Annotated in this window: 23 protein-coding genes, 1 tRNA gene, 1 other RNA gene, 1 pseudogene and 1 riboswitch; of the genes and pseudogenes, 10 read left to right on the forward strand and 16 right to left on the reverse strand. The window is 44.2% G+C overall.

Features of this window, described 5'->3' with window-relative positions; genetic code table 11:
• Positions 1-205: 205 nt before the first annotated feature.
• On the forward strand, positions 206-1,171 hold the full coding sequence (locus tag CCZ37_RS08465; RefSeq protein ID WP_010320678.1) for a sensor domain-containing diguanylate cyclase: 966 nt from the start codon (positions 206-208) through the stop codon (positions 1,169-1,171).
• A 20-nt stretch (positions 1,172-1,191) separates the two neighbouring features.
• Here the strand turns inward: CCZ37_RS08465 and moaE are convergent, their stop codons facing one another.
• The 5 genes from moaE to moaA all read right to left on the reverse strand — a co-directional run bounded on the left by moaE (position 1,192) and on the right by moaA (position 3,993).
• Positions 1,192-1,662: a molybdopterin synthase catalytic subunit MoaE gene (gene moaE, locus CCZ37_RS08470; protein WP_208613910.1), complete on the reverse strand. Its 471-nt coding sequence runs from the start codon at positions 1,660-1,662 to the stop codon at positions 1,192-1,194.
• 2 nt (positions 1,663-1,664) lie between these two features.
• A complete protein-coding gene (gene moaD, locus CCZ37_RS08475; protein ID WP_010320680.1) occupies positions 1,665-1,910 on the reverse strand; it encodes a molybdopterin synthase sulfur carrier subunit in 246 nt (81 codons plus the stop codon).
• Positions 1,903-2,403, reverse strand: a complete 501-nt coding sequence (gene moaC, locus CCZ37_RS08480) for a cyclic pyranopterin monophosphate synthase MoaC (RefSeq protein WP_010320681.1) — start codon at positions 2,401-2,403, stop codon at positions 1,903-1,905. The genes moaD and moaC overlap by 8 nt, the downstream gene beginning before the upstream one ends.
• 10 nt (positions 2,404-2,413) lie before the next feature.
• Entirely contained in the window at positions 2,414-2,926 is a 513-nt protein-coding gene (gene moaB / locus CCZ37_RS08485; RefSeq protein ID WP_010320682.1) for a molybdenum cofactor biosynthesis protein B, read from the reverse strand.
• Between the two features lie 77 nt (positions 2,927-3,003).
• The gene (moaA, locus tag CCZ37_RS08490) at positions 3,004-3,993 is read right to left on the reverse strand and encodes a GTP 3',8-cyclase MoaA (RefSeq protein ID WP_094500820.1); all 990 of its coding nucleotides are present in this window, start codon (positions 3,991-3,993) and stop codon (positions 3,004-3,006) included.
• Positions 3,982-4,125, reverse strand: a riboswitch (molybdenum cofactor riboswitch). (Overlaps the previous gene by 12 nt.)
• Before the next feature lie 179 nt (positions 4,126-4,304).
• Here moaA and CCZ37_RS08495 point away from each other — a divergent pair.
• Positions 4,305-5,195, forward strand: coding sequence for a YvcK family protein (locus tag CCZ37_RS08495; protein WP_094500297.1), 891 nt, complete (start codon positions 4,305-4,307; stop codon positions 5,193-5,195).
• On the opposite strand, the gene luxU is transcribed toward CCZ37_RS08495, so the two are convergent.
• From luxU to uvrB, 3 genes are all read right to left on the reverse strand, one after another.
• Positions 5,192-5,530 carry a quorum-sensing phosphorelay protein LuxU gene (gene luxU, locus CCZ37_RS08500; protein ID WP_010320685.1) on the reverse strand — a complete coding sequence of 113 codons (339 nt, stop codon included), beginning with the start codon at positions 5,528-5,530 and terminating at the stop codon, positions 5,192-5,194. The genes CCZ37_RS08495 and luxU overlap by 4 nt on opposite strands.
• Positions 5,531-5,532: 2 nt before the next feature.
• The gene (luxO, locus tag CCZ37_RS08505) at positions 5,533-6,939 is read right to left on the reverse strand and encodes a quorum-sensing sigma-54 dependent transcriptional regulator LuxO (protein ID WP_010320686.1); all 1,407 of its coding nucleotides are present in this window, start codon (positions 6,937-6,939) and stop codon (positions 5,533-5,535) included.
• A 249-nt stretch (positions 6,940-7,188) separates the two neighbouring features.
• The gene (gene uvrB, locus CCZ37_RS08510; RefSeq protein ID WP_094500298.1) at positions 7,189-9,219 is read right to left on the reverse strand and encodes an excinuclease ABC subunit UvrB; all 2,031 of its coding nucleotides are present in this window, start codon (positions 9,217-9,219) and stop codon (positions 7,189-7,191) included.
• Positions 9,220-9,771: 552 nt separating this feature from the next.
• On the opposite strand from uvrB, the gene CCZ37_RS08515 reads away from it, so the two are divergent.
• Positions 9,772-9,847: transfer RNA gene (locus CCZ37_RS08515), tRNA-Asn, on the forward strand.
• A gap of 444 nt (positions 9,848-10,291) precedes the next feature.
• On the opposite strand, the gene CCZ37_RS19320 is transcribed toward CCZ37_RS08515, so the two are convergent.
• From CCZ37_RS19320 to CCZ37_RS08535, 4 genes and pseudogenes are all read right to left on the reverse strand, one after another.
• Entirely contained in the window at positions 10,292-11,329 is a 1,038-nt protein-coding gene (locus CCZ37_RS19320; protein ID WP_339373700.1) for a GGDEF domain-containing protein, read from the reverse strand.
• Positions 11,330-11,368: 39 nt separating this feature from the next.
• Positions 11,369-11,887, reverse strand: a pseudogene (locus tag CCZ37_RS19630) (Tn7 transposase TnsA N-terminal domain-containing protein); the annotation flags it as partial.
• Positions 11,888-12,057: 170 nt separating this feature from the next.
• Positions 12,058-12,154, reverse strand: an RNA gene (gene ffs / locus CCZ37_RS08530) — signal recognition particle sRNA small type.
• Between the two features lie 323 nt (positions 12,155-12,477).
• Positions 12,478-13,221, reverse strand: coding sequence for a VP0952 family biofilm-associated protein (locus CCZ37_RS08535; protein WP_094500299.1), 744 nt, complete (start codon positions 13,219-13,221; stop codon positions 12,478-12,480).
• A gap of 69 nt (positions 13,222-13,290) precedes the next feature.
• Between CCZ37_RS08535 and CCZ37_RS08540 the strand changes: the two genes are divergently transcribed.
• Positions 13,291-13,593: an MGMT family protein gene (locus CCZ37_RS08540; RefSeq protein WP_010319991.1), complete on the forward strand. Its 303-nt coding sequence runs from the start codon at positions 13,291-13,293 to the stop codon at positions 13,591-13,593.
• A gap of 114 nt (positions 13,594-13,707) precedes the next feature.
• Here CCZ37_RS08540 and CCZ37_RS08545 read toward each other — a convergent pair whose 3' ends face one another.
• Positions 13,708-14,139: a YbaY family lipoprotein gene (locus CCZ37_RS08545; protein WP_010319992.1), complete on the reverse strand. Its 432-nt coding sequence runs from the start codon at positions 14,137-14,139 to the stop codon at positions 13,708-13,710.
• Between the two features lie 146 nt (positions 14,140-14,285).
• On the opposite strand from CCZ37_RS08545, the gene tesB reads away from it, so the two are divergent.
• The gene (gene tesB, locus CCZ37_RS08550; RefSeq protein WP_094500300.1) at positions 14,286-15,146 is read left to right on the forward strand and encodes an acyl-CoA thioesterase II; all 861 of its coding nucleotides are present in this window, start codon (positions 14,286-14,288) and stop codon (positions 15,144-15,146) included.
• An 18-nt stretch (positions 15,147-15,164) separates the two neighbouring features.
• Here tesB and CCZ37_RS08555 read toward each other — a convergent pair whose 3' ends face one another.
• Positions 15,165-15,626: an Lrp/AsnC family transcriptional regulator gene (locus CCZ37_RS08555; protein ID WP_010319994.1), complete on the reverse strand. Its 462-nt coding sequence runs from the start codon at positions 15,624-15,626 to the stop codon at positions 15,165-15,167.
• Between the two features lie 120 nt (positions 15,627-15,746).
• Between CCZ37_RS08555 and CCZ37_RS08560 the strand changes: the two genes are divergently transcribed.
• Complete coding sequence (locus CCZ37_RS08560) at positions 15,747-16,814, forward strand: PLP-dependent cysteine synthase family protein (protein WP_094500301.1); 1,068 nt, start codon at positions 15,747-15,749, stop codon at positions 16,812-16,814.
• A 57-nt stretch (positions 16,815-16,871) separates the two neighbouring features.
• Here the strand turns inward: CCZ37_RS08560 and CCZ37_RS08565 are convergent, their stop codons facing one another.
• Complete coding sequence (locus CCZ37_RS08565; RefSeq protein WP_094500302.1) at positions 16,872-17,741, reverse strand: Tim44 domain-containing protein; 870 nt, start codon at positions 17,739-17,741, stop codon at positions 16,872-16,874.
• 178 nt (positions 17,742-17,919) lie between these two features.
• On the opposite strand from CCZ37_RS08565, the gene CCZ37_RS08570 reads away from it, so the two are divergent.
• From CCZ37_RS08570 to CCZ37_RS08585, 4 genes are all read left to right on the forward strand, one after another.
• Positions 17,920-18,516, forward strand: coding sequence for a TetR/AcrR family transcriptional regulator (locus tag CCZ37_RS08570; protein WP_010319997.1), 597 nt, complete (start codon positions 17,920-17,922; stop codon positions 18,514-18,516).
• 9 nt (positions 18,517-18,525) lie between these two features.
• Complete coding sequence (locus CCZ37_RS08575) at positions 18,526-20,397, forward strand: MFS transporter (protein ID WP_094500303.1); 1,872 nt, start codon at positions 18,526-18,528, stop codon at positions 20,395-20,397.
• A 98-nt stretch (positions 20,398-20,495) separates the two neighbouring features.
• Entirely contained in the window at positions 20,496-20,894 is a 399-nt protein-coding gene (locus CCZ37_RS08580) for a thiol-disulfide oxidoreductase DCC family protein (RefSeq protein WP_094500304.1), read from the forward strand.
• Positions 20,895-20,899: 5 nt separating this feature from the next.
• Positions 20,900-21,610: an SDR family NAD(P)-dependent oxidoreductase gene (locus CCZ37_RS08585; RefSeq protein WP_094500305.1), complete on the forward strand. Its 711-nt coding sequence runs from the start codon at positions 20,900-20,902 to the stop codon at positions 21,608-21,610.
• A 77-nt stretch (positions 21,611-21,687) separates the two neighbouring features.
• Here CCZ37_RS08585 and CCZ37_RS08590 read toward each other — a convergent pair whose 3' ends face one another.
• A complete protein-coding gene (locus CCZ37_RS08590) occupies positions 21,688-22,461 on the reverse strand; it encodes a substrate-binding periplasmic protein (protein ID WP_094500306.1) in 774 nt (257 codons plus the stop codon).
• Positions 22,462-22,497: the final 36 nt, after the last annotated feature.

Genomic DNA, 22,497 nt, shown 5'->3' on the forward strand with positions numbered 1-22,497 from the left:
ATGGAAAAAATCAATTTTGCTCATCGGCACAAACTATCGATATTACAAATAGTTAATTTTTATCAAGGAGAAACAGTAAAATCTTTTATCACAGCGTCTCATCTTTGAATCAAACAACTCGTTAAGAACACGATATCTCGCAAGATTTTACAGTTAATATCATTTATATGTTAAATATTGACCATTGTATTAATAAGGACTGAGCATGGTGAATTCGTCACTGTTTTCCGAGATTATAGAAAACCCAGCACTGATGCGCAGCTTGTTGGAGTCATTACCAGAACCCACTTTTCTGATTAACCGTGATGCCATATATGTGGAGGCTTTAGGGGGAACCGATCGCAATCGCCACCATGATCCTACGACTTTAATTGGCCTAAGCCTATATCAGGTATTACCCGAAAACAAAGCCGCTTGGTTCCATCAAATTATCCAAGAAGTGGTTGATAGCGGACAAATGCAAGAGTTTGAGTATGATCTCGACCTAAGAGTGATAGCTCAATTTAAAGACGGCTCTGGCCCTCTCGATATTCAGTTTTTTAACGCATTGGTCATTCCGCTGAAAAATACTGAGTACGTGCTATGGATTGTGAGAAATATTACCGCTTATAAGCGTACGTTAGAGCGGCTTTCTATACACCAACTTGAGTTAGAAAAACTGACCAATGTGGATCACTTAACTCAGGTCTATAACCGTTATGCGATGGACTCATTGCTGCCCAAAGCGTTAGATAAGATCAAGCGTGAGCAAAGTAGTGCTGCAATTTTCATGATCGACTTAGATTGTTTCAAAGAATATAACGACCACTATGGTCATGTGAATGGCGATGACGTACTTCGTAAAATAGCGAGTACACTGCAACATTGGAAAGGCACAGATGACCTCTGCTTTCGTTATGGAGGAGATGAATTTCTACTGTTTATTGCGGATATTGATATTAAACAGTGCGAGCAAAAAGCATTGCAACTACTTAATCAAGTGAGAGAGCTGCAAATTCCTCACCGCTATTCTCGTGTGTCGTCTTATGTATCGATTACTATCGGCATTCAATATTGCGAACAGATACCGACTGGCATAACGCCAGAACAGTTTGTATCAACGGCCGATAAAGCGCTGTTTCACGCGAAGAATCAACAGCGCGGAACTATTCATATACTCCACAAAACTTAGTCTCATATACTCCAGAAAACTTAGTCGATGGTGTGATGATTGGCCCAACGCTGAGCAGCTTGGGCATCTGAATCTCGAGACTCAACCCAACGTGTTTGTTCGGTGGTGCGCTCTTTCTTCCAAAACGGTGCTTTGGCTTTAAGGTAATCCATAATGAATTCACAGGCTTCAAAAGCCGCACCACGATGTGGGCTCGACACGCCCACAAACACGATTTGATCACCAATATCTAAATCACCGATTCGATGGATCACACGGATTTTTTGCACTGGCCATCGTGCCTGCGCCTGATCACAAATGTCACTCAAGGCTTTTTCTGTCATCCCTGGGTAGTGCTCAAGCGTTAAGCCAATAACATTATCACCTAAATTCATATCACGAACTTTGCCAATAAAGGTAACCACAGCACCAGCAGAACTACCTTGCGACAAATCACGGTATTCTGCATCTACCGAGAAATCTGATATTTGAACAGAAATACGACTATCCATCACTAGCCTCCGGTTACTGGAGGAAAAAAGGCCACTTCATCACCATCACTTAACGGGTAATCAAAGGCAACGATGGTTTGATTGACTGCCACCAGCAGTTTTCCCGGTTGCAAAGCTAAATCCCATTTCCCAGGCTGCGAGGCTAAGTGGCTACGCAGCGCTTCAACCGTAGCAAACTGTGCCTTGAGTTGAATGCTGTCTTGGCCGATCAACTCACGAGTTTGAGCAAAAAAGAGGACATTAATCATGCGTGACCTTTTGTTGTGGCTGAGCGCTAAAGTAACCAGATTTCCCGCCGCTTTTTTCAAGTAAGCGCACTTGTTCAATCACGATGTCTTTTTGTACTGCTTTACACATGTCGTAAATGGTTAACGCCGCCACCGATGCCGCGGTTAAGGCTTCCATTTCAACCCCTGTTTTACCGGTTAATTTACACAATGATTCAATTCGAACTTTGCTTTGTGCTTCGATGGCTTCAAGCTGCACTTCTACTTTAGTAAGCAGCAATGGGTGGCACAGTGGGATCAAATCCCACGTTTTCTTCGCCGCTTGAATGCCCGCAATTCTTGCGGTGGCAAACACATCACCTTTGTGGTGTTGCCCAGAAAGGATCAGTTGCAGCGTTTGTGGTGACATCTTCACAAAGGCTTCCGCACGTGCTTCACGTACGGTTTCAGCCTTGGCCGAGACATCAACCATATTGGCTTCGCCTGAGGCATTAATATGAGTAAATTCGCTCATTGAAACCCCGTTAAACCGAAAGATGTGGCATAAAGTTGCACGGGCGATGGCTGGCATCTAACTGCTGTTTGATGATTTTTGTCCAACCGGTTTTACACGCTCCTGTTGAACCTGGCATGGCAAAAATAACCGTATGGTTGGCAAAACCTGCAATGGCGCGAGACTGAATGGTTGAAGTGCCAATTTCATCGTAAGAGACCAATCGGAACAGCTCGCCAAAACCTTCAACTTCTTTATCAAACAAGGGCTTTAATGCCTCTGGTGTGCTGTCGCGTGAGGTAAAACCCGTTCCACCCGTGATCAGCACGGCTTGCACGTTTTCATCCGCGATCCACTGAGAAACAATCGCGCGAATTTTATACTGATCATCAATAACAATCTGCTTATCGGCCAGAATGTGTCCCGCTTGTTGAAGTTGCTCAGCTAAGTAACCGCCTGAAGTATCGTTTTCTTCAGTACGTGTATCGGAAACCGTCAGTACGGCAATATGTGCTGGTTGAAATGCGCTTTCTGCGTGACCCATGTGTTCACCTACTGTTCAAATGTGTACCCACATCACCCGCTAAACAATAGCCAGTGACAAAAAGAATTTAGCCGCCATTAGCCGCCAATGGAGGCGAGATTAGGTGTCATACCCGTATTGCCATCTTGTAAAAAATGGCTGACCGACTTGGTCTGTAATTGCGCTTGAATGCGCTCAATTAAGGCTTGCTGTTGATTATCTTGGGCGAGCAGATCGCGCAATTCAACGCCTTGCTCACCGAAAAGGCACAGGTGTAACTTCCCCTTTGCCGAAACACGTAAGCGGTTGCAGCTATGACAAAAGTTTTTCTCATACGGCATGATAAGGCCGATTTCACCTTGGTAATCGGCATGAACAAAAACTTGCGCTGGCCCATCATTGTGAGCTCGGGTTTTCAGCACCCAACCATTGGCAATCAGTTGATTACGAATGGCAACACCTGAAATATGGTGACGCTCAAACAGCGAGTCCATTTCACCAGTTTGCATTAGTTCAATAAAACGAAGTTGAATAGGGCGATGTTTAATCCAATCTAAAAAAGCAGGTAACTGCTGATGATTAAGGTCTTTTAACAGCACAACGTTGACTTTAACTTGCTGGTAACCGACTTCAAAAGCGCGATCAATCCCCGCCATCACTTGCGTAAATTTGTTTTCACCCGTGATTTGGTGGAACATTCTTGGATCAAGACTATCGACACTGACATTGATATGCGTTAACCCAGCCGATTGCCAACCTTGTACTTGTTTGGCCATACGGTAACCGTTGGTGGTGGTCGCCACTTTCTCTATACCAGCGGTATTCGCCACACAAGCAATAATGTCGTTAAAGTCTTTACGCAAAGTCGGCTCCCCCCCTGTGATGCGTACTTTCGACGTACCACAGTCGGCAAACGCTCGCACGACGCGTTGTATTTCAGGAAGGGTTAAAAAAGACGAGTTTTTCTGCCCCGAAGGTTGATAACCATCAGGCAGGCAATATGTGCATTTAAAGTTACAGACATCTGTAACAGATAAACGTAAATAATAAAATTTACGTTGGAATCTATCTTCGAACTGTTGCGCCACGGAACACCTTTCCAAATACGGGAGGCATAATCATTTCCAATTATGCCCTTGTGGTATTAGACCACTGGCTTAACCACCCTATCTCACAAAAATGAGACTTAGCCAGTTAAGCTCGGAGCTATGGCAGCCGTTGAGGTAGTATAATCAACTATCTCTACAGCAGCTGATAAGTAAAATACTTAATATTAGTAAGTGATTCTACCCTTATCGTAAAAAAAAAGAGTCCATTACCCAATTTACCTCCTAATGAGTATGGGTTGTGAACAAGCTGATTTAAATTGTAGTTAATTATTAAAAAATAAGAAGAACAGATGACTCTATACACTTCAAAGAAAGTCGTCGCCATTGGCGGAGGACATGGGCTTGGACGCGTGCTAGCGGCGTTAAAAGATTTTGGTTCGAATGCGACAGGGATTGTAACCACCACAGATAACGGCGGTTCCACCGGACGCATTCGCCACTGCCAAGGTGGCATTGCATGGGGCGATACTCGTAACTGTATCAACCAGTTGATCACTGAGCCTTCCATCAGTTCGATGATGTTTGAATATCGCTTTAAAGGTGCGGGAGAACTCAATGGCCATAACCTCGGTAATTTGATGCTAACGGCATTAGATAACCTATCTGTGCGCCCTTTAGACGCGATCAACTTGATCCGCAACATGCTCAAAGTCGATGTTAATATTTTACCTATGTCAGAGCATCCTTCTGATCTTAGTGCACTTTCTATGGATGGTCATTGGGTCACGGGTGAAACGAACGTGGACGAGATGACCGAAGATTTAAGGCGCTTAGATTTATCACCCGAAGTGCCAGCAACCAAAGAAGCCATACTCACCATCAGTGCAGCAGACTGCATCATCCTTGGCCCAGGAAGCTTTCTCACCAGTGTGATGCCACCACTACTGCTGCCCGAAATTGGCAATGCCATTGAGCAAAATGTAAAAGCAAAGCTGATTTTTGTTGAGAACTTGTCTCCCGAGCAAGGACCTGCTGGTCGCATGTCGCTACGGCAGAAATTGGAATGGTGTGAGCGCGCCTGCCACGGGCGAAAAATCGATGTGGTGATCGGCGATACACCACATCCGGAGCTAGCTGAACACTGGCATTGTGTCACTACAGAGCTCGCATCATCCAATCGTGACTGGCGACACGATCGAGTTAAACTTCAAAAAGCCATTGAGAATCAACTCACAAGTTAATCCATCAAGTGGCAATAGCAACGATGCGTCTCTTCGATAAGAGCGCGCATTGCCGCCACTTCTTCAGCCTCATCAAAAATGCAGTTTGCCTTTCCTTTGCTATCAATATCCACGGCCTTAGCGCACAGTCTATCCGCACCAAAACTGGCGGCACTGCTTTTTAGTGCATGGCTGATGTCTTTTAAATATGCGATTTTATCCGGCAGATTTTGATCAGCGAGCTTCTGTGTATAGGCGCTCAGCTCGCTGAGAAAAATATCGAGCAATATTGGCACATTCTCTTCTCCAATTTCTTGAGCCAAATGCGCAATTTTGTTTTTATTGATCAGTTCCATCTCTATGAGTTCTCTCTACTGTTCCACGCTTGCAGCTTGCGGTAGATAGTTGAAGGGCTAACGTCTAAATAACTGGCTGCTTTAGGAATATTACCATCACACGCTTCTATCGCTTGTTCGATGGCTTGTTTTTCCGTCATCCATAAAGGAAAAATATCGTGCACGGTTATATTTTCCTTGCGTGTTTCCGTCGTTAAGTTGGCTAATCGGATCTTGTTATCCACGACTTGATTCAGTGGTGGGGGTAGCATGCTCAGTTCGATCTCGTTACCGTGGTTCAATACCACCACATTCCGCAACACGTTTTGCAGTTGACGCACATTACCCGGCCATTCATAGCGCGTAAAACGCTCCACAACCTCTGGCGCTAAGCGGACAAAACCTTTGCCTTCTTCTTTAGACATAAAGCCGAGCAAAGAGTAAGCAATTTCAATAACGTCATCGCCTCGCTCGCGTAGCGGTGGTAAATGCAATGGGATCACATAAAGACGATAGTACAAATCTTCACGAAAACGCCCCTCTTGCACCTCTTTCCATGGATCGCGGTTGGTAGCGCAGACAAAACGGACATCGACACTTTTCATCTTCGATGAGCCCACTTTCTGGAATGTACCCGTTTGGATAAAGCGCAACAGCTTGGTCTGCAAATCCAAATCCATTTCACACAGTTCATCCAAAAACAGTGTGCCACCATCAGCCAACTCGGCAGCACCTTGGCGATCGGTCGCGGCGCCGGTAAATGCGCCTTTCACGTGGCCAAAGAGTTCGCTTTCTATTAAATCTTTAGGAATTGCAGCGCAGTTAATCGCAATGAAGGGCTTATCGCCACGCTTACTGGCCGCATGAATCGCTTCTGCGCACACCTCTTTACCTGTACCACTTTCGCCGGTAATAAAAATACTGGCTTTACTGGAGGCCGCAGAGTCAATGGTTCGATAGACAGATTGCATGGTTTGGCTACTGCCGATAAAGCCTTGATAATTCTGGTTGCCCGGATTATCCGCCTCGTTTTTCAGTTTGCTAGCTTTACGAATAGCGTTGTTAACCGTGACGCGCAAACGGTCTGCTTCACAAGGTTTGATCAAGAAATCTTGGGCGCCGTGGCGCATCGCTTCCACTGCGGTATCAATGGAACCATGAGCCGTCATGAATATCACAGGCACATTGGGGTATTGATTTCTCACAGCATGTAAAACGTCCATACCCGTCATATCGGGTAACCGAAGATCCAGCAATATGAGATCCGGCTCTCGATGAGCTAAACTTTCTATCGCATCACGACCAGTACCAACAATATTGATATCGATTTCAAGGGGGGTGAGGTATGAACGATACAGCGCCGCAACGGAAGCCGTATCTTCCACCATCAAAAGGTATTTAGTCTTTTGTAGAGAAAAGTCAGGTTGCATATTCTAGCCATTATTATTTTGCACTTTGCCTTAACTATCGCATTAAGGTTCGCATTTTGCAAAATAAAATAACAAAAAGGTGCTAATTCGTTAGTTAATAGCCCTTTTTGCATAAAATTAATTGGCACGATATCTGCTCTATTCAATATGATGGCCTTTAGAGGTCACCTAGCCAACTGACGTTGTTAGTGAATAAGAATAAAGTGTTCACAAATAACAGCCAATAGAGCCTTTCTATTGGCTATTTTTTTAACTGTTGGTAATGAACTGCTGACGCAGTTTTTCAATTTGGTCACGCTTTTCGGCAGCCAATTCAAATTCTAGGTTTTGTGCGTGTTTGTACATTAGCCCTTCTAGCTTAGCGATCTCTTTTTCCAGTTGTAGCGGCGTGAATACTTCATAGATTTGCGAGCTTTCTGCCACCTTCGACAAAGGCACTTGTTTGTTCGCTCGCTGCTGCTTGGACTTGGTAATATCACCTAACTCCATAATATCTTTGACATTACGTTTCAGCGCCTGAGGTGTTATCCCTTGTTCTTCATTGTGTGCTTGCTGCTTTTCACGACGGCGATCAGTCTCATCCATCGCTTTCTTCATTGAGTTGGTAATACGGTCAGCATAGAGAATCGCTTTGCCTTCAATGTTACGTGCCGCACGGCCAATGGTCTGAATTAATGAACGTTCTGAACGTAGAAAGCCTTCTTTATCCGCATCAAGAATTGCGACGAGAGAGACTTCAGGCATATCCAAACCTTCACGCAGTAAGTTAATACCCACTAACACATCAAACTCGCCTAGGCGAAGGTCGCGAATAATCTCAACCCGCTCAACAGTATCAATATCTGAGTGCAGATATCTGACCTTAACCCCATGTTCATGAAGATACTCAGTTAAGTCTTCAGCCATGCGTTTAGTCAATGTCGTGATCAGCACACGTTCATCTTTCGCTGAGCGAATGCGGATCTCTGACAACACATCATCCACTTGTGTTGCGACTGGTCGCACCTCCAGCACGGGGTCAAGTAACCCAGTTGGGCGCACCACTTGATCGACAATTTGTCCGGCTGATTTTTCTAGCTCATAGTTGCCCGGGGTAGCAGAAACAAAGATCGTCTGCGGCGCAAGTGATTCGAACTCTTCAAACTTTAGTGGGCGGTTATCTAAAGCGGAAGGCAACCGGAAACCAAACTCCACTAACGTTTCTTTGCGTGAACGATCGCCTTTGAACATCGCGCCAATTTGCGGCACGGTTACGTGTGATTCATCGATAATCAGTAAACCGTCATGCGGTAGATAGTCAAACAGGGTCGGAGGCGGCTCCCCCTCTTTTCGCCCACTGAGATAACGTGAATAGTTTTCAATACCTGAACAAAAACCAAGCTCATTCATCATTTCAATATCAAATTGAGTACGCTGCGATATGCGCTGCTCTTCGAGTAGCTTATTGTTTTCCAACAGATAAGCTTGGCGAGTTCGCAGCTCCTCTTTAATGTGCTCTATCGCATCGACAATGCGCTCTCTTGGCGTAACGTAGTGCGTTTTAGGATAAATAGTATAGCGAGGAAGATCTCGCTGAATCATTGCGCCCGTCAGTGGGTCAAACAAACTGATGCAATCTACCTCATCATCAAACATTTCAACACGCACGGCCGCATAATCCGATTCAGCGGGAAAGATATCGATCACCTCTCCACGAACTCTAAATTGACCACGTTCAAACGCCATATCGTTACGTGTGTATTGGAGCTCGGCTAAACGGCGGATAATGTCGCGCTGATCCATCACATCACCACGGCGAACGTGCAGCATCATTTTCAGATAAGAATCAGGATCACCCAAACCGTAAATCGCCGATACAGAAGCCACAATAATCGCATCTTTACGCTCAAGCAGCGCTTTGGTCGCGGAGAGTCGCATTTGTTCGATGTGTGAGTTAATTGAGGAGTCTTTTTCTATAAAAGTATCGGTAGTCGGCACATAGGCTTCTGGTTGATAGTAGTCATAATAAGAGACGAAATACTCAACCGCATTGTTGGGGAAAAATGACTTCATCTCACCATACAGCTGGGCTGCGAGCGTTTTATTCGGTGCCAACAAAATAACTGGACGCTGCGCCTTGGCGATCACATTAGCCAAGGTGAATGTTTTTCCTGACCCTGTTACACCTAATAAGGTTTGATGGGCAAGGCCTGCATCCAACCCGTCAAACAATTGCTTGATCGCCGTAGGTTGATCGCCTGACGGTTGATAACTTGATACCAATTCAAACGTTTTGCTCATAATGCCTCTACCGCTGACCTCTATTACTGGATAGGCATTCTCGCTGTTAGCGATGTTTTGTTGCAAGCAATTGTTCAAAATAATTGCACCGTAAATCTACCCCATTTTGAAAAAACGCTCGTTTCTTCTCGATACGTTTGCTACCATCTTCGGCCTAATTCAAAAAAAACCACTCCTAACTTTCAAAAATAATCCACTTGTTTTCCCCAAAACTTTAAAATCACTCCTTTTTTGCCATCATCACTCATTTTCATTTTTGATTGATAATTTCAGTTGATAAATCAAAAAATAAAATAAAAAACATAGTGTTATATAAAAAATCAACTCAATAAATGGGTAGAGTAATAACTCAACACCCATTGATGAAACAAATTGCTCAGGATTCGTCAACACACTTATCCACAATTTTGGTGGATAACTAAACCTAGCCTAATGCCGATAAGGGGTACAGAAAAGTAAAGTATTTTCAGGGAAATATTTTTACTTTTTCTTAGGCTGGAAAGGTTGACACTGAACACCCCACTCGCTACCATTCGCACCGCTCAAAGCAATTCCCCCTTAGTTCAGTCGGTAGAACGGCGGACTGTTAATCCGTATGTCGCAAGTTCAAGTCTTGCAGGGGGAGCCAAATTCCAGAAAAAAGACGTCCTAGGACGTCTTTTTTTGTATCTAAACCTAGCTATTTCAAGGAATTGTATTCTCTTAACGTCTTTTCCTGACTCGTACTAGCTTACAGTTTAGGTACACAAACAAATAGGCACATTGGCCGTATGTTCTAATTTAAGGTGTACCAATCATGGCAAGGACAACGAAATCTTTAACAGATAAACAAATCTCGACAGAAATGAGCTAGCCACATCAGCTAACTCGAAAATGGACATTTTTGCGTTAGAGATGCTAATAATTTAGTTTGAAACGGATAACTTTTGGTATTGAAAAAATGCTTGGTGAAGCCTCCAGCAATACTAGGGCACGGTCAGATCTAGCCAAGCTTTCAACGGGCAATAGGATCAATGGATAAAAGTGTACTTTAGCCTCAAGTGACAGCAGAGAAGGTCGATGTTCAATCGTGTTATGCAACAACCCTATTTCGCCCTTGTGATTTGGCATCATAAAGATTGGCATCTGCTTCACGCTGGATTTCATCGATATAACTCGACGTATTCGCCTCAGCCAAGCCAATACTGATCGTGACAGAGATCGCTCTCCCTAGATAGGGAACAGGCGTCCTATCAATTGCTTGACGAATGGCCTCCGCATTTTTGAGAGCATGCTGTTGAGAGACACCAGCTAACAGTATACAGAATTCCTCTCCCCCTTGGCGAAACACATTTTCCCCTCCCACCACATGAGCCATCGTTTTCACCACAGACTGAAGTACGCAGTCTCCGCCATCGTGACCGTGTTCATCATTGATGGCTTTAAAGTGATCGATATCTAATACCAATAGAAAGTATGATGTTCCTTGAACTTTTAGCGCTTGGTAACGATGCTTCAATGCGAGGCGATTATTAGCTCCAGTCAGCGGATCAAGCGTGGCTAACTTACTTAGTTTGTTTTCCGTTGACTCGCGGTTGAACTCATACACATGTGCGATCGTCGAAATACTGAAATAACAAAAGGAGAAATTGATCATCATCGCCAACATGTCAAAGTACTGCTCTAGGTAAAATTGATAAATGATGTTGACGATCTGGATGAAAAACAAACATGCAGTCGCTACAAAGCCCACTTTGTAGCCAAGCAACAAATAGTAAACAATAGGTAAAACCAGCGACCAAAAAAATACACCATAGACTGTTGGCTTGAGGAAAGTGCCACTAATGACGAGTAACGTCAGGCATAGTGACATAATGTATTTATGGCCCTTGTATGCATTTCCCCTATCGATTTGGCGATAAACATGCCAAGAGTAAAGCGCATATAAGCCTTCCAACGTGCCATATATATAGCTCTGGCTAATAGCAAAGTTACCGATAGCCAGCAAGGCGGCTAAACTTCCGATCCCGAAACTCATTCCTTTAAGCACTTTGAGGCGTAGTGTTAAGCTGCCATCGAGCTCGTTTATGTCCATATATTCGTCCATGGGTGAAATTCCTATAAGTCTCATATATGATAACCTGATTAACTTATTGACAACAAGGATATCAACGTGCCCCGAAGAGATCCAAGGTAGAGTAGAGATAAGTGTGTCTTGCTCTGATAGACCAAAATACAAAGACACCTCTTGCAGTTTCACCATTTGCTTGCGTTGAATAAAAGCCAAAACTCGCTTTTGAAATTCGGTCACTGTGCGCAATCCTGAATAGCGGTGTAACAACTTAAAGTTATCTAGCGTTGGTCCCATCCTGATTTGCTTTTCAGTAACGAGAACTAACCGTCTGTTGAACTCACTCAACGCTACTCTCTGCTTCTCTTCAAAGCGCTCCCTAAAATCAGGTTTAAGAATCTGGCTAGAGTGTTTGACCTCGAAGAATGTTGATTGCTCATTATGACCTATTGCTAAAAAGTCTGGAGTATATCGGCACTTGCGATTATTGAACTGGTAGTGGAAGCCAAAAGGTTGAGAGGTAAAACTTTTGATGTTTGGGTTGTATTCGAGGTGAAAACAGAAATCGAACTCCAGAATGGAGAGAGTGCGAACAACAGCATCATTCTGTAAGCTCATGAACTTACAGATGTTGTGTACGTGAGATGATTTCTTAGTTTAGTCAAACATAGCCAAATCACTTTTGTTGTAAACCTACAACAAAAAAATAGATTATGAAAACTTATGGTGCAAATATGAAGAAAGCCTGCAATTTATGCGAACATATATTGCAGGCTTCAGAAGGGTGGAAGCCCCAGCCACATCCCGGCACACACGTCGCCTGCTGCGGCTGCTCCCTTCCGGGCCTGACCGAGTTCACAAGTTAGTGTTGCGGGAGGACCAAGGCCTCCATTGATTTGTTTTCTTGGCTCACTAGCCAGAGAGTGCGGCGATTATCAAGCATCATAGTGATGATTGCAAGCCGAAATACCAATGGATTCAAGCTTTTTGTTTTAAGTGACCACCATTTGAACAAATCTGTTAGATGACCAATGCAGCGTACCTGTCCTATTCCTAATCATAAGTATTTTACTAATCATAAGTATTTTACTAATCATAAGTATTTTACTAATCATAAGTATTCGTGATTTTCTATATATCAATCGTCTTAATGATACGAGTAAACACGACTCGACTGAGCATTCGTGTTACCTATCTTCTAACCTTCATTATTCTAGCTGCTCTTCGGTGCTCTTGAGTAGATAATCGGTCATCCAAGCGGTAACCAGTAAACAGATCCAAACCACGAATACTGGGTTTGGTACGTCACTTGTGGGCGAGACGACTAAGCTTGCAAAACCTACCGTTGGAAGTGTCCAGCATAACAAACCATTCCAATTCACTGCGACTGGTTTGGATTGGGTTAAACTTTCCATCGACGCCATAATGCCAGTAATGCTTAACGCAACTAACACCGCATACGAAAAATCGGCCATCCATAGTGGTAGCAGTAGCCCTAACGCCCACCAACGGTGCTTATTGGATGGTTTCCAGTGCGCAACCGACCACCAAACAACGATAACAGAAAGAGTCTGAATAACAGTAAGCCAACCCGTACCACCCAATTTTCCGGCCGATTGCGTAACGATGATCCCAACTTGCAACGTCAGTACGATTAACGCGCTGACCAAGATGACTCCCATGCTACTGCGTTTAGAAAAGACCACCATCAACAACGGGAGTAGCACCCAAACACTGACAGAAAGGGCGATCGGCTGATAAGATAAAGTGAAACCGTAAGCGGTCATTGCAACCAATAACAACACACCCGCGACGCCCCCTTGCGGTAAAATCCACAGCGCAGGGATCACGATGGCCAACACAGGGATGTCCCCTTCGCTTAAACCTATGGCTCTTGCACAAACTACAGCCAACACGGTTGTGATTAAAAATTGAAAGGTAGAAAATAGCATGCCCTCTCCTTATACCGTTCCTTGGTAACTATCGAACTAGGACACTGCTAGTATGGACGAATTGTCAGCATGAACCAATTTTTAGCGCAAATTTTTGCAGTTATACATCAAATTCCCGCGGGAAAAGTGACCACTTATGGCGAAATTGCTCGCTTAGCTGGCTACCCCGGCTACGCACGACATGTTGGAAAAGCATTAGGTAACCTACCTAAAAACAGCCGATTACCTTGGTTTCGTGTGATCAACAGCAAAGGAGAGATTTCGCTAAAAGGAGAGGATTTGTTACGTCAACGACAGAAATTGATCGCCGAAGGCGTCGAAGTGAACGAGCATGGCAAAATAAAACTTCGATTATACCAGTGGCGCCCCTAAGCCCCTTTCGGTCAAGCGCCTTTCCCGCTTATCTAGCACGGGAAAGGGCTGTTTTACTATTTCTTGTTTTACTGTTTTTATAGTATTGCGTCTATTTTATTGCTTCTGTTTTTACTACTGTTTAACACCAACTAAACGCAAATCAACCCGTTTAGTGTTATTCTCATCAGTAATCACGGCGTAATGGGTATCCGTAATGAAGCGTAGTTTTCCATCTACTTCGATGCGAGCACTGACGCTGTAACGGTGGCGAGCATCAATTTTTCGGTTGTCGAATGCCAAGTCAAACTCAAGCGGCACTTGCATCCCGTTAGTTTCAAAGCGGTGTTTTGCGATCACTTTAGCGGGTGCATCAGCCAATGAAACATCTTGCAAAGTGATAGTGACAAGCGCCTTATCCGGCAGTGCGATACGCTCACGGTACGAAACCGTACCCATGATAGATTGAATATTGCTCTCGGAAGAGGTTGGTTTTGGCGCTGACTGGCAACCCACAAGTATTAGCCCCAAGACAGACGACATAATGAGCAACAGTGCCTTTTTCATAAAGATAAAACCTCAGTTATGGTGTTAGATTGGTGATGATTATAGGTTCGGTTTTATCTGCTGTCATGGTCGTCAATTTGGTATTAACAAGATATTGACTTAGTCAACAATGATCATAATTACATTAAGAATCTCGGTGAGGGTCTATGAGTAAACCATTAAATGAACTATTGGATTTGCTGCAACTGGAAAAGCTAGAAGAAGGTTTATACCGAGGTGAGAGCGAGAACTTAGGTCTGCCACAAGTGTATGGTGGGCAAGTGATTGGCCAAGCACTCTCGGCGGCTCGCTATACGGTTGATTCCGACCGCACTGTTCACTCATTTCATAGCTATTTTCTTTACCCCGGGGATCCTGAAAAACCAATCATTTATGATGTTGAGAATTTAAGGGACGGACGCAGTTTCAGTACCAGACGAGTTAAAGCAATTCAAAATGGCCGGCCGATTTTCTATCTGACCGCTTCTTATCACGGTGAAGCGCCCGGTTTTGAACACCAAAACCCCATGCCCGAGATTCCCGGCCCTGAAAATTTTGCTTCTGAATCTGAGCTCGCAGCTAAAATTGCGCACTTGCTACCAGACAAAGTGAAAAAGATTTTTTGCGGCGAGAAAGCGATTGAGATGCGCCCTGTGACCTTAATTAACCCACTAAAACCACAAAAAGCGGAGCCAAAACAGTACCTGTGGATACGCGCTAATGGTGAGTTGCCAAATAACCAGCTCATCCATCAATATTTGCTTGGTTACGCATCTGATTGGGGGTTTTTAGTCACAGCGTTGCATCCTCATAAAGTCTCTTTAATGACACCTAACTTTCAAGTCGCGACGATTGATCATTCGATTTGGTTCCACCGCCCATTCAAAATGGATGAGTGGTTACTCTACGCAATAGAAAGCCCTACGGCCAGCAATACCCGTGGTTTAGTGCGTGGTGAGATTTACAACCGCCAAGGAGATTTAGTCGCAACAGCAGTGCAAGAAGGTGTGATGCGCTTCACCAAATAACAAGACTCGGACAAAAGGCTATGCCAGAGGCAATTGGGTAGTGTACTTCAATGACTCCATTGCAAAGGTTGAAGTCACGTTATTAATCCCTTTCACGCCATTGACCAGTTTTTTATAAAACTGGTCAAAACACTTCATGTCTTTGACGAGCACTTTCATCATGTAATCGTACTCACCCGCCATGCGATAGAACTCCATCACTTCAGGGTACTCTGACACAGTCACAACAAAATGGCTGTACCATTCGTGAGAGTGATCGCTGGTCTTAATTAACACAAACGCGGTAAAACTCAAATCTAATTTTTCTGGGTCAAGCAGGGCAACTCGCTGCGCAATCACGCCAGATTCTTCGAGCTTTTTCAATCGCTTCCAGCAAGGCGTGGTGGTTAAGTTCACCGCTTCAGCCAAATCATTTAGCGACAAAGTGCTGTCTTGTTGCAGTAATGAGAGGATCATACGATCAATTCTATCAAGTTCCATAGCTCACCCAAGAATAAGAGAATAATTTTCTCCAAAACTACATAATGACAGGCAACATAGCAAAGCTTTTCTCTCACGTTAAGGGTAAATTACCCTCATGATAACAATGGAGAGAGAACCATGTGCACCGATCATCAATGGATTAACAACGCGATTCGAAAAATAGAAGCGGACTACCAACGTTCGGCCGATACTCATCTGATCAAGCTCGACTTGCCTTGTGTCGCTGGAGTGGATATTTATCTCAAAGATGAAAGTACTCACCCTACGGGTTCGCTGAAACACCGCCTAGCTCGCTCCCTTTTTCTATATGCCATTTGTAACGGCTGGGTTGGCCCTGAAACGACTATTATTGAATCTTCATCAGGAAGTACTGCGGTATCAGAAGCTTATTTTGCCCGTTTACTAGGCTTGCCTTTTATTGCTGTAATGCCTAAATGTACTGCACGTAAAAAAATCGAGCAGATTGAGCTTTATGGGGGCCAAGCGCATTTAGTCGATCGCTCTGATCAAATTTATGCCGAATCACACCGCTTAGCCAAAGAGCTGAATGGCCATTATATGGACCAGTTCACCTATGCCGAACGTGCGACCGACTGGCGCGGCAATAGCAATATTGCTGATAGTATTTTTAGCCAGATGCAAATGGAAGATCACCCCGTTCCGACATGGATTGTGATGAGCCCAGGTACGGGCGGAACCTCAGCAACCATAGGCCGCTTTATTCGCTACCAAAAACACAATACCAAACTGTGCGTTGTCGACCCTGAAAACTCGGTATTTCATGATTATTTCAAAAGCCGAGACCCAAGCTTAACCTTGCAGTGTGGTAGCAAAATTGAAGGAATTGGTCGTCCACGAGTTGAACCGAGTTTTATTCCCGGCGTAGTCGATGAAATGCGTACCATTGCGGATGCCGCCAGTGTCGCTACGATCTATTGGTTGGAAAAACTACTCGGCCGCAAAGCAGGCCCTTCTACCGGCACCAATCTTTATGGGGTTTTGCAAATTGCCAGTGAGATGAAACAACGAGGTGAAACAGGCTCCATCGTGACGCTGTTATGCGACAGCGGCGAACGTTATTTAGATACCTATTACTGTGCCGATTGGGTGAAAAACAATATTGGTGATTTAACACCTTATCTTTCAAAATTAGAAGCCTTTGAAACAACGGCTAAATTAGCTTAGTGACCTAGCAAAACGCCCAAGACAAACTTGGGCGTTTTGGATCCATCGTGAAAAGTCTTAGCCTTGAATGCCGACAATCAACCAAGGTGCATTAGGTACAGTTAAATCACGCTCTAAATGCCACACATCATTAATATCTTCTTCAATGCCTTCCACGGAATCGCGGTAGCGGCCAGTAAACTGCAAACTCAACTGCGCTTTACTTGCATCGTAATCGGCGCGAACGACTTCAGCGTCTACGTACATCACATCTGTGTGCTGTTCACCGTTTAGCTTTGCGCGCTCTTGTTTTAGATCTTCAAACAAGCTTGCTGATACATATTCTTCAACAGTTTCAAGTTGGTTATGGTTCCAAGCACCTTGCAAAATACGGTAGTGCTCACGCGCACCATTAATGAAAGCTGCCTTGTCAAAACCGGCTGGATAGTTATGTGGGATATCGCTGTGTGCATTCGATCCAAAACCACCAGTAGCTTGAGGTTGTTGCTCAAAATTGTGCACGTTCGGTTGCTCGAATTCTGTCCGGTTATTCACACCACCAAACGCAGGTTGCTGTCGATTCATGCTACCCTGTTTCGCACCAAGCATACTGCGCATCAGCTTAAATAGCACAAAAGCAATCAGGCCGAAGATCAGAATATCCATAAATTGGATACCCTCAAACGCGCCACCAAAGAAAGCCGCGAGTAAGCCACCAGCGAGTAACCCGCCTAGCAACCCGCCCATTAAGCCTTTTTTCGTTGACCCGGCTTGACCTGCCTGATCTTGCTTGATGGTGTCGTTCTTTTGTGTCTGCTGTTTAGGCGCTGGAGCCGTTTTATAACTTTTACCAAACGACTTACCACCACCAAATTTCTTTGCTTCTGCTATAGGTGTGATGGCAACAGCCACCATCAACAGTGCTACAAGGGAAAAAAGACGTTTCATGTTTTTCCTTAGGGTTATAATTATTGAGGCTCCACCATCATAACCACTTCGGATAAACAAGAAAACCGTTGCTTCTCGCAGACATGTATCAGAATATTGCAAATTAACCGTCCATAAGTTGACGCTTATACACCGGCCCACTAGAATATTGAACGTTGTTCATAATTGATGCGTAGCCATGGCCAGACGAAACGATCACACCCGAGAAGAACTCATTGCATTGACACTTAAAACCGCGAAGCGTTTTCTTCAAGATCACACTTATCACGAGCTCAGCCTGCGCAAAATCGCAACCATGATTGGCTACGTGCCTAGCACTTTGGTCAATGTCTTCGGCAGTTACAATCTTTTATTGCTGCATGTGGTAGCTCAAACCTTGGATGAACTCTCTTCGCAAGCGAAAAAAGTGGTAGGCAAGTGTAGCGATCCAAAAGAAGCGTTGTATCAATTGGCCTATTGCTACCACGATTTTGCTCAGTTGCACCCCAATCGCTGGCAACTTATTTTTGAGCATAATATGAATGGTGAACTACTTCCCCAGTGGCAAGCAGAGCGCATCGACAACATGACCGCCATGCTTGAAGGTTTATTGACCATCCTTGCTCCACAACACTCGCAACAAGAAGTGCTGCAAGCAAGCCGAGTCCTATGGTCTGGCGTACATGGTATTACCTTATTAAGCGTAGATGATAAATTTTTCGCCGCCGAACCGATCGATGGTAAAGAGCTGATTGAAAACCTACTCTCAAACTATCTTAATCACTGGGCGCGATAAGGACCATCAATGAGTCAATCTCAATCTTCATTGCTGACTCAGCAACGATTTCTTCCGTATTTCATCACCCAGTTTTTTGGCGCATTTAACGATAACATCTTTAAAAATGTCTTGCTGCTATTGGTCGCGTTTGCTGGAGCGAACGTGTTACCAGTTTCCAGTAACTTATTTATTAACCTTGCCGCAGGGCTATTCATTCTTCCTTTTTTCCTTTTTTCTGCCTCTGCTGGCGTGCTTGCTGACAAGTACGAAAAATCCGCTTTCATTCGTAAAGTGAAATTGGCTGAAATTGGCATCATGTGTCTTGGCGCGATCGGTTTTATTACTGAGAGTTACGCTATTTTACTGTTATTACTGTTTTTGATGGGGACACAATCGGCCTTTTTTGGTCCAGTCAAATACGCTTTATTGCCGCAGCAACTCAAACCGAATGAATTGGTTCCGGGCAATGCGTTAGTGGAAACAGGCACATTTTTAGCGATTTTATTAGGCACATTGGGGGCAGGGCTCATTGCCTCGATGCCCTACACTAAATACGTGGCCGCTGGCGCGGTGGTGCTATTTGCGTTATTAGGCTATTTAGCCAGCCGTCATATTCCTCAAGCCCCTGCTTGCGCACCCGATCTTGTTTTTCGCTGGCAGCCCATTAAGCAAACCAAGCAAACCATTGCGATTGCCAAACAAGACCGTACTATTTTTCAATGCGTAATGGCGATCAGTTGGTTCTGGTTTTTAGGTGCCGCCTACTTAACTCAATTTCCAAATTTCACCCATCACTATTTATATGGCACAGAGAGCGCCGTTTCATTTTTGTTAGCACTGTTCTCTGTCGGTATTGCCACGGGTTCATTGGCCTGCGACAAATTATCGCATCATAGAATAGAGATCGGCATCGTGCCTATCGGTAGTTTTGGCATTACATTATTTGGCTATTTAATGGCCACTTCCGTACCGGAAAAATTACCTCAATTTACTGATTTTTATCAATTTATCAGCTACCAATCACTATGGCCGATGTTTCTTTTCCTATTATTGATTGGCGTCTGCGGTGGCATCTTCATTGTGCCTTTATATGCGCTAATGCAGCAGCGTGCTAAAGTCACTCAACGCGCACAAGTCATTGCCGCTTTAAATATCTACAACTCACTGTTTATGGTGGCAAGCGCACTATTAGGGATTGTCTGTTTGAGTTTTATTGAGCTTACGATCCCTCAGTTCTTCATTATATTAGCTTTGCTTAATGGCTTTGTTGCACTCTATTTATGCTACCAAGTCCCGGTCTTTTTGGTGCGATTTCTAATGTGGATGCTGACGCATACCATGTATCGAGTCAGCCACAAAAATCTTCATCACTTACCTGAAAAGGGCGGAGCTCTGCTGGTGTGCAATCATGTTAGCTATATGGATGCACTGTTGCTGAGCGCGGTTTGCCCTCGCTTAATCCGTTTTGTGATGGAAGAGGATTACGCCAATTTGCCACCACTTCGTCGCTTTTTGAAACGTGCAGGCGTGATACCTATTTCCGCCACGCGTCGCGGTTCTATCCGCCAAGCCTTTAACGACGTAGAACAAGCATTGGCAGAGGGGCATATCGTCTGCATTTTCCCAGAGGGACGGTTAACCGCGGATGGCGAAATCAGCGATTTCATGCGTGGCATGGACATGATTTTAAAACGCAGCTCTGTGCCTGTCATCCCCATGGCATTGAAGGGATTGTGGGGAAGCTATTTTAGCCGTGCCAAAGGGCGCGCCTGCTGTGGGCTACCGACTCGTTTTTGGTCACATATAGAAATTGAAGCTGGCGAGCCCGTCCCCCCCAAAGAGGCAACAACACAAGTGATGCAACAAAAAGTCGCCGAACTCAGGGGGGATTGGCGTTAAATTGGGATTAAGTGCAATCCAAACACTAGCTTGATCTTATACTGAAGAGTGAACGTACAAATATGTTATTCACGGGCTGTTAGGCTGATGACATACATATGAGTACCCCATCTTTAGTGATTTTTTTCGATGCGCAGTGTCCTTTATGCTGCAATGAAATGCGCTCATTAAAAACCTTCGATCACCATGGTCGGGTTCAGCTTGTCGACATAAACAACGATGATGCTATGCGTAGCTTTCCTTCTATCGACAAAAGCAAGGCGTTATCGATATTGCATGGCTTAGACCAACAAGGCAATCTGCTTTATGGGCTGGATGTGACCGTTCTAGCTTGGCGTTTAGTCAACAAACATCGCTGGTTATTCATCACGCGCTTACCCATCCTAAAATGGATTAGCGACCAAATTTATCTTCTTTTTGCAAAACATCGCATGTCGATATCTCGCTGGTTTAGTCATGCTCAATGCCGTAATGGTGTTTGTAAAAACAGAGAGTGATAACAATGAAATACCTCATTATTGGGGCCTCAAGTATCATCGCCCAAGCTTTCATAAAGGAGCTCAAAGCGCAGACTTTAGCGCCAGAAATCGTTACCGTCTCAAGACAAAAATATCTCGCCCAATCCTCAAGCGAACATTTTCCAACCGACTACAGTATCGAATCAACGGCCTTGATTGCCAAAACATTGGCCGACATTGGGCATAAGTTTGATCAAATTGTGTTTTTTAATGGGCAACTACACAACGGCACCTATACACCGGAAAAGCGTATCTCAAGGTTTGACGAGTCTTACTTTCAATGGCTTTTACAATGTAACGTTTTGAGCCAAGTGCGTTGGTTCCAATATTTACCATTACTTATTGAGCGTCGATCTTTTGCAAAAATTACGGTTTTTAGCGCGCGGATAGGTAGCTTAGAGGATAACCACAGTGGCGGCTGGTACAGCTATCGGATGAGTAAAGCGGCGCTAAATATGGCGACGAAAAGTTTTGCGATAGAGCTCTCTCGCACTCATCCCAACACACAAACCATTCTGTTTCATCCGGGAACCACCGACACCCCGCTTTCTAAACCATTTCAGCATAATGTGTCTAGCGATAAGCTCTTTGAACCGGAGTTTGTGGCTAAGCAACTTTATCAACTTCAGCAAAAGGAAATGTTAGATAAGCCCGTCTGTTTTGTGGATTGGCAGCACCAGACCATCAAATGGTAATAATGACAGTTATTTTTAGTATCCTGTCATTGTTACCTTTAAGTTAAAATAATACTGTTGATTATAACGATTACGGATTACTGCAAAAAGCTACTAACCACTTGTTCTAGCTCACCACTCTCTTTCATTTCAGATAAAATTTTGTGGTATGTGGCTTTAAAATCATCTTTATAAGGGAACTGACCACCATCCGTCACAAAACCCAGAAATCCTTGTTCAGAGCTAATGGTTGCGCCTTCCATAACACTCTGCCCATCATACTTACCTTCTTTTTGCAGCTTACTGAGCTCCCAGCGAATAGATAAAGCGTCATTCATGTAGCAATCTACGCGCCCTGCAATCAGCTTAAGGAGATTATTTGGCGTCCCCTTGGTCTCCGAGAGTGCGATCTTACCAGCCGCAACAGCCGCACGGAATTCATCTCCCCCTGCAGCGAAACCTAAATTATTACCGATAGTAAGGCCCATATAATCTTCTGGCCAATTCGGTCTTGGAGTACTTAACACTGACTTTGTACAGACAACCACTAGCTTTTCGTCAAGGATAGGCATCTCGTACTCCATATAGGGACGCTGCTCAATTCGTTTATAAGGTGGGTATAATGCAAATATTTTGCTGTTTTCGATTTCTGATAGGCCACGCTTCCAAGGGATTTCTTTGATCGTGACATTATAGGCTGGCATTTTAGAAAATATGCGTTCCAAAATTACAGTATAAATACCAGTAATACGTCCACTTTCACTGTAGGAATAAGGTGGATACGAATCATCACCATATATGGTCACATTCGTCGTGGCAGAAGCACCGAAAGAGAGGGCTATTGCGGGTAAACATACTAAGTATTTTTTCATCAATCGCTCCAAAACTTATCTAATAATATTCAGTCG

It is taken from the genome of Vibrio qinghaiensis (assembly GCF_002257545.1).
Lineage (GTDB): Bacteria > Pseudomonadota > Gammaproteobacteria > Enterobacterales > Vibrionaceae > Vibrio > Vibrio ordalii.

Excerpts from the sequence above, each read along its gene's own strand:
- CCZ37_RS08465 (WP_010320678.1), top strand. The coding sequence starts at position 206 with ATGGTGAATTCGTCACTGTTTTCCGAGATTATAGAAAACCCAGCACTG.
- moaE (WP_208613910.1), bottom strand. The coding sequence starts at position 1,662 with ATGGATAGTCGTATTTCTGTTCAAATATCAGATTTCTCGGTAGATGCA.
- moaD (WP_010320680.1), bottom strand. The coding sequence starts at position 1,910 with ATGATTAATGTCCTCTTTTTTGCTCAAACTCGTGAGTTGATCGGCCAA.
- moaC (WP_010320681.1), bottom strand. The coding sequence starts at position 2,403 with ATGAGCGAATTTACTCATATTAATGCCTCAGGCGAAGCCAATATGGTT.
- moaB (WP_010320682.1), bottom strand. The coding sequence starts at position 2,926 with ATGGGTCACGCAGAAAGCGCATTTCAACCAGCACATATTGCCGTACTG.
- CCZ37_RS08495 (WP_094500297.1), top strand. The coding sequence starts at position 4,305 with ATGACTCTATACACTTCAAAGAAAGTCGTCGCCATTGGCGGAGGACAT.
- luxU (WP_010320685.1), bottom strand. The coding sequence starts at position 5,530 with ATGGAACTGATCAATAAAAACAAAATTGCGCATTTGGCTCAAGAAATT.
- luxO (WP_010320686.1), bottom strand. The coding sequence starts at position 6,939 with ATGCAACCTGACTTTTCTCTACAAAAGACTAAATACCTTTTGATGGTG.
- uvrB (WP_094500298.1), bottom strand. The coding sequence starts at position 9,219 with ATGAGCAAAACGTTTGAATTGGTATCAAGTTATCAACCGTCAGGCGAT.
- CCZ37_RS19320 (WP_339373700.1), bottom strand. The coding sequence starts at position 11,329 with ATGAGACTTATAGGAATTTCACCCATGGACGAATATATGGACATAAAC.
- CCZ37_RS08535 (WP_094500299.1), bottom strand. The coding sequence starts at position 13,221 with ATGCTATTTTCTACCTTTCAATTTTTAATCACAACCGTGTTGGCTGTA.
- CCZ37_RS08540 (WP_010319991.1), top strand. The coding sequence starts at position 13,291 with ATGAACCAATTTTTAGCGCAAATTTTTGCAGTTATACATCAAATTCCC.
- CCZ37_RS08545 (WP_010319992.1), bottom strand. The coding sequence starts at position 14,139 with ATGAAAAAGGCACTGTTGCTCATTATGTCGTCTGTCTTGGGGCTAATA.
- tesB (WP_094500300.1), top strand. The coding sequence starts at position 14,286 with ATGAGTAAACCATTAAATGAACTATTGGATTTGCTGCAACTGGAAAAG.
- CCZ37_RS08555 (WP_010319994.1), bottom strand. The coding sequence starts at position 15,626 with ATGGAACTTGATAGAATTGATCGTATGATCCTCTCATTACTGCAACAA.
- CCZ37_RS08560 (WP_094500301.1), top strand. The coding sequence starts at position 15,747 with ATGTGCACCGATCATCAATGGATTAACAACGCGATTCGAAAAATAGAA.
- CCZ37_RS08565 (WP_094500302.1), bottom strand. The coding sequence starts at position 17,741 with ATGAAACGTCTTTTTTCCCTTGTAGCACTGTTGATGGTGGCTGTTGCC.
- CCZ37_RS08570 (WP_010319997.1), top strand. The coding sequence starts at position 17,920 with ATGGCCAGACGAAACGATCACACCCGAGAAGAACTCATTGCATTGACA.
- CCZ37_RS08575 (WP_094500303.1), top strand. The coding sequence starts at position 18,526 with ATGAGTCAATCTCAATCTTCATTGCTGACTCAGCAACGATTTCTTCCG.
- CCZ37_RS08580 (WP_094500304.1), top strand. The coding sequence starts at position 20,496 with ATGAGTACCCCATCTTTAGTGATTTTTTTCGATGCGCAGTGTCCTTTA.
- CCZ37_RS08585 (WP_094500305.1), top strand. The coding sequence starts at position 20,900 with ATGAAATACCTCATTATTGGGGCCTCAAGTATCATCGCCCAAGCTTTC.
- CCZ37_RS08590 (WP_094500306.1), bottom strand. The coding sequence starts at position 22,461 with ATGAAAAAATACTTAGTATGTTTACCCGCAATAGCCCTCTCTTTCGGT.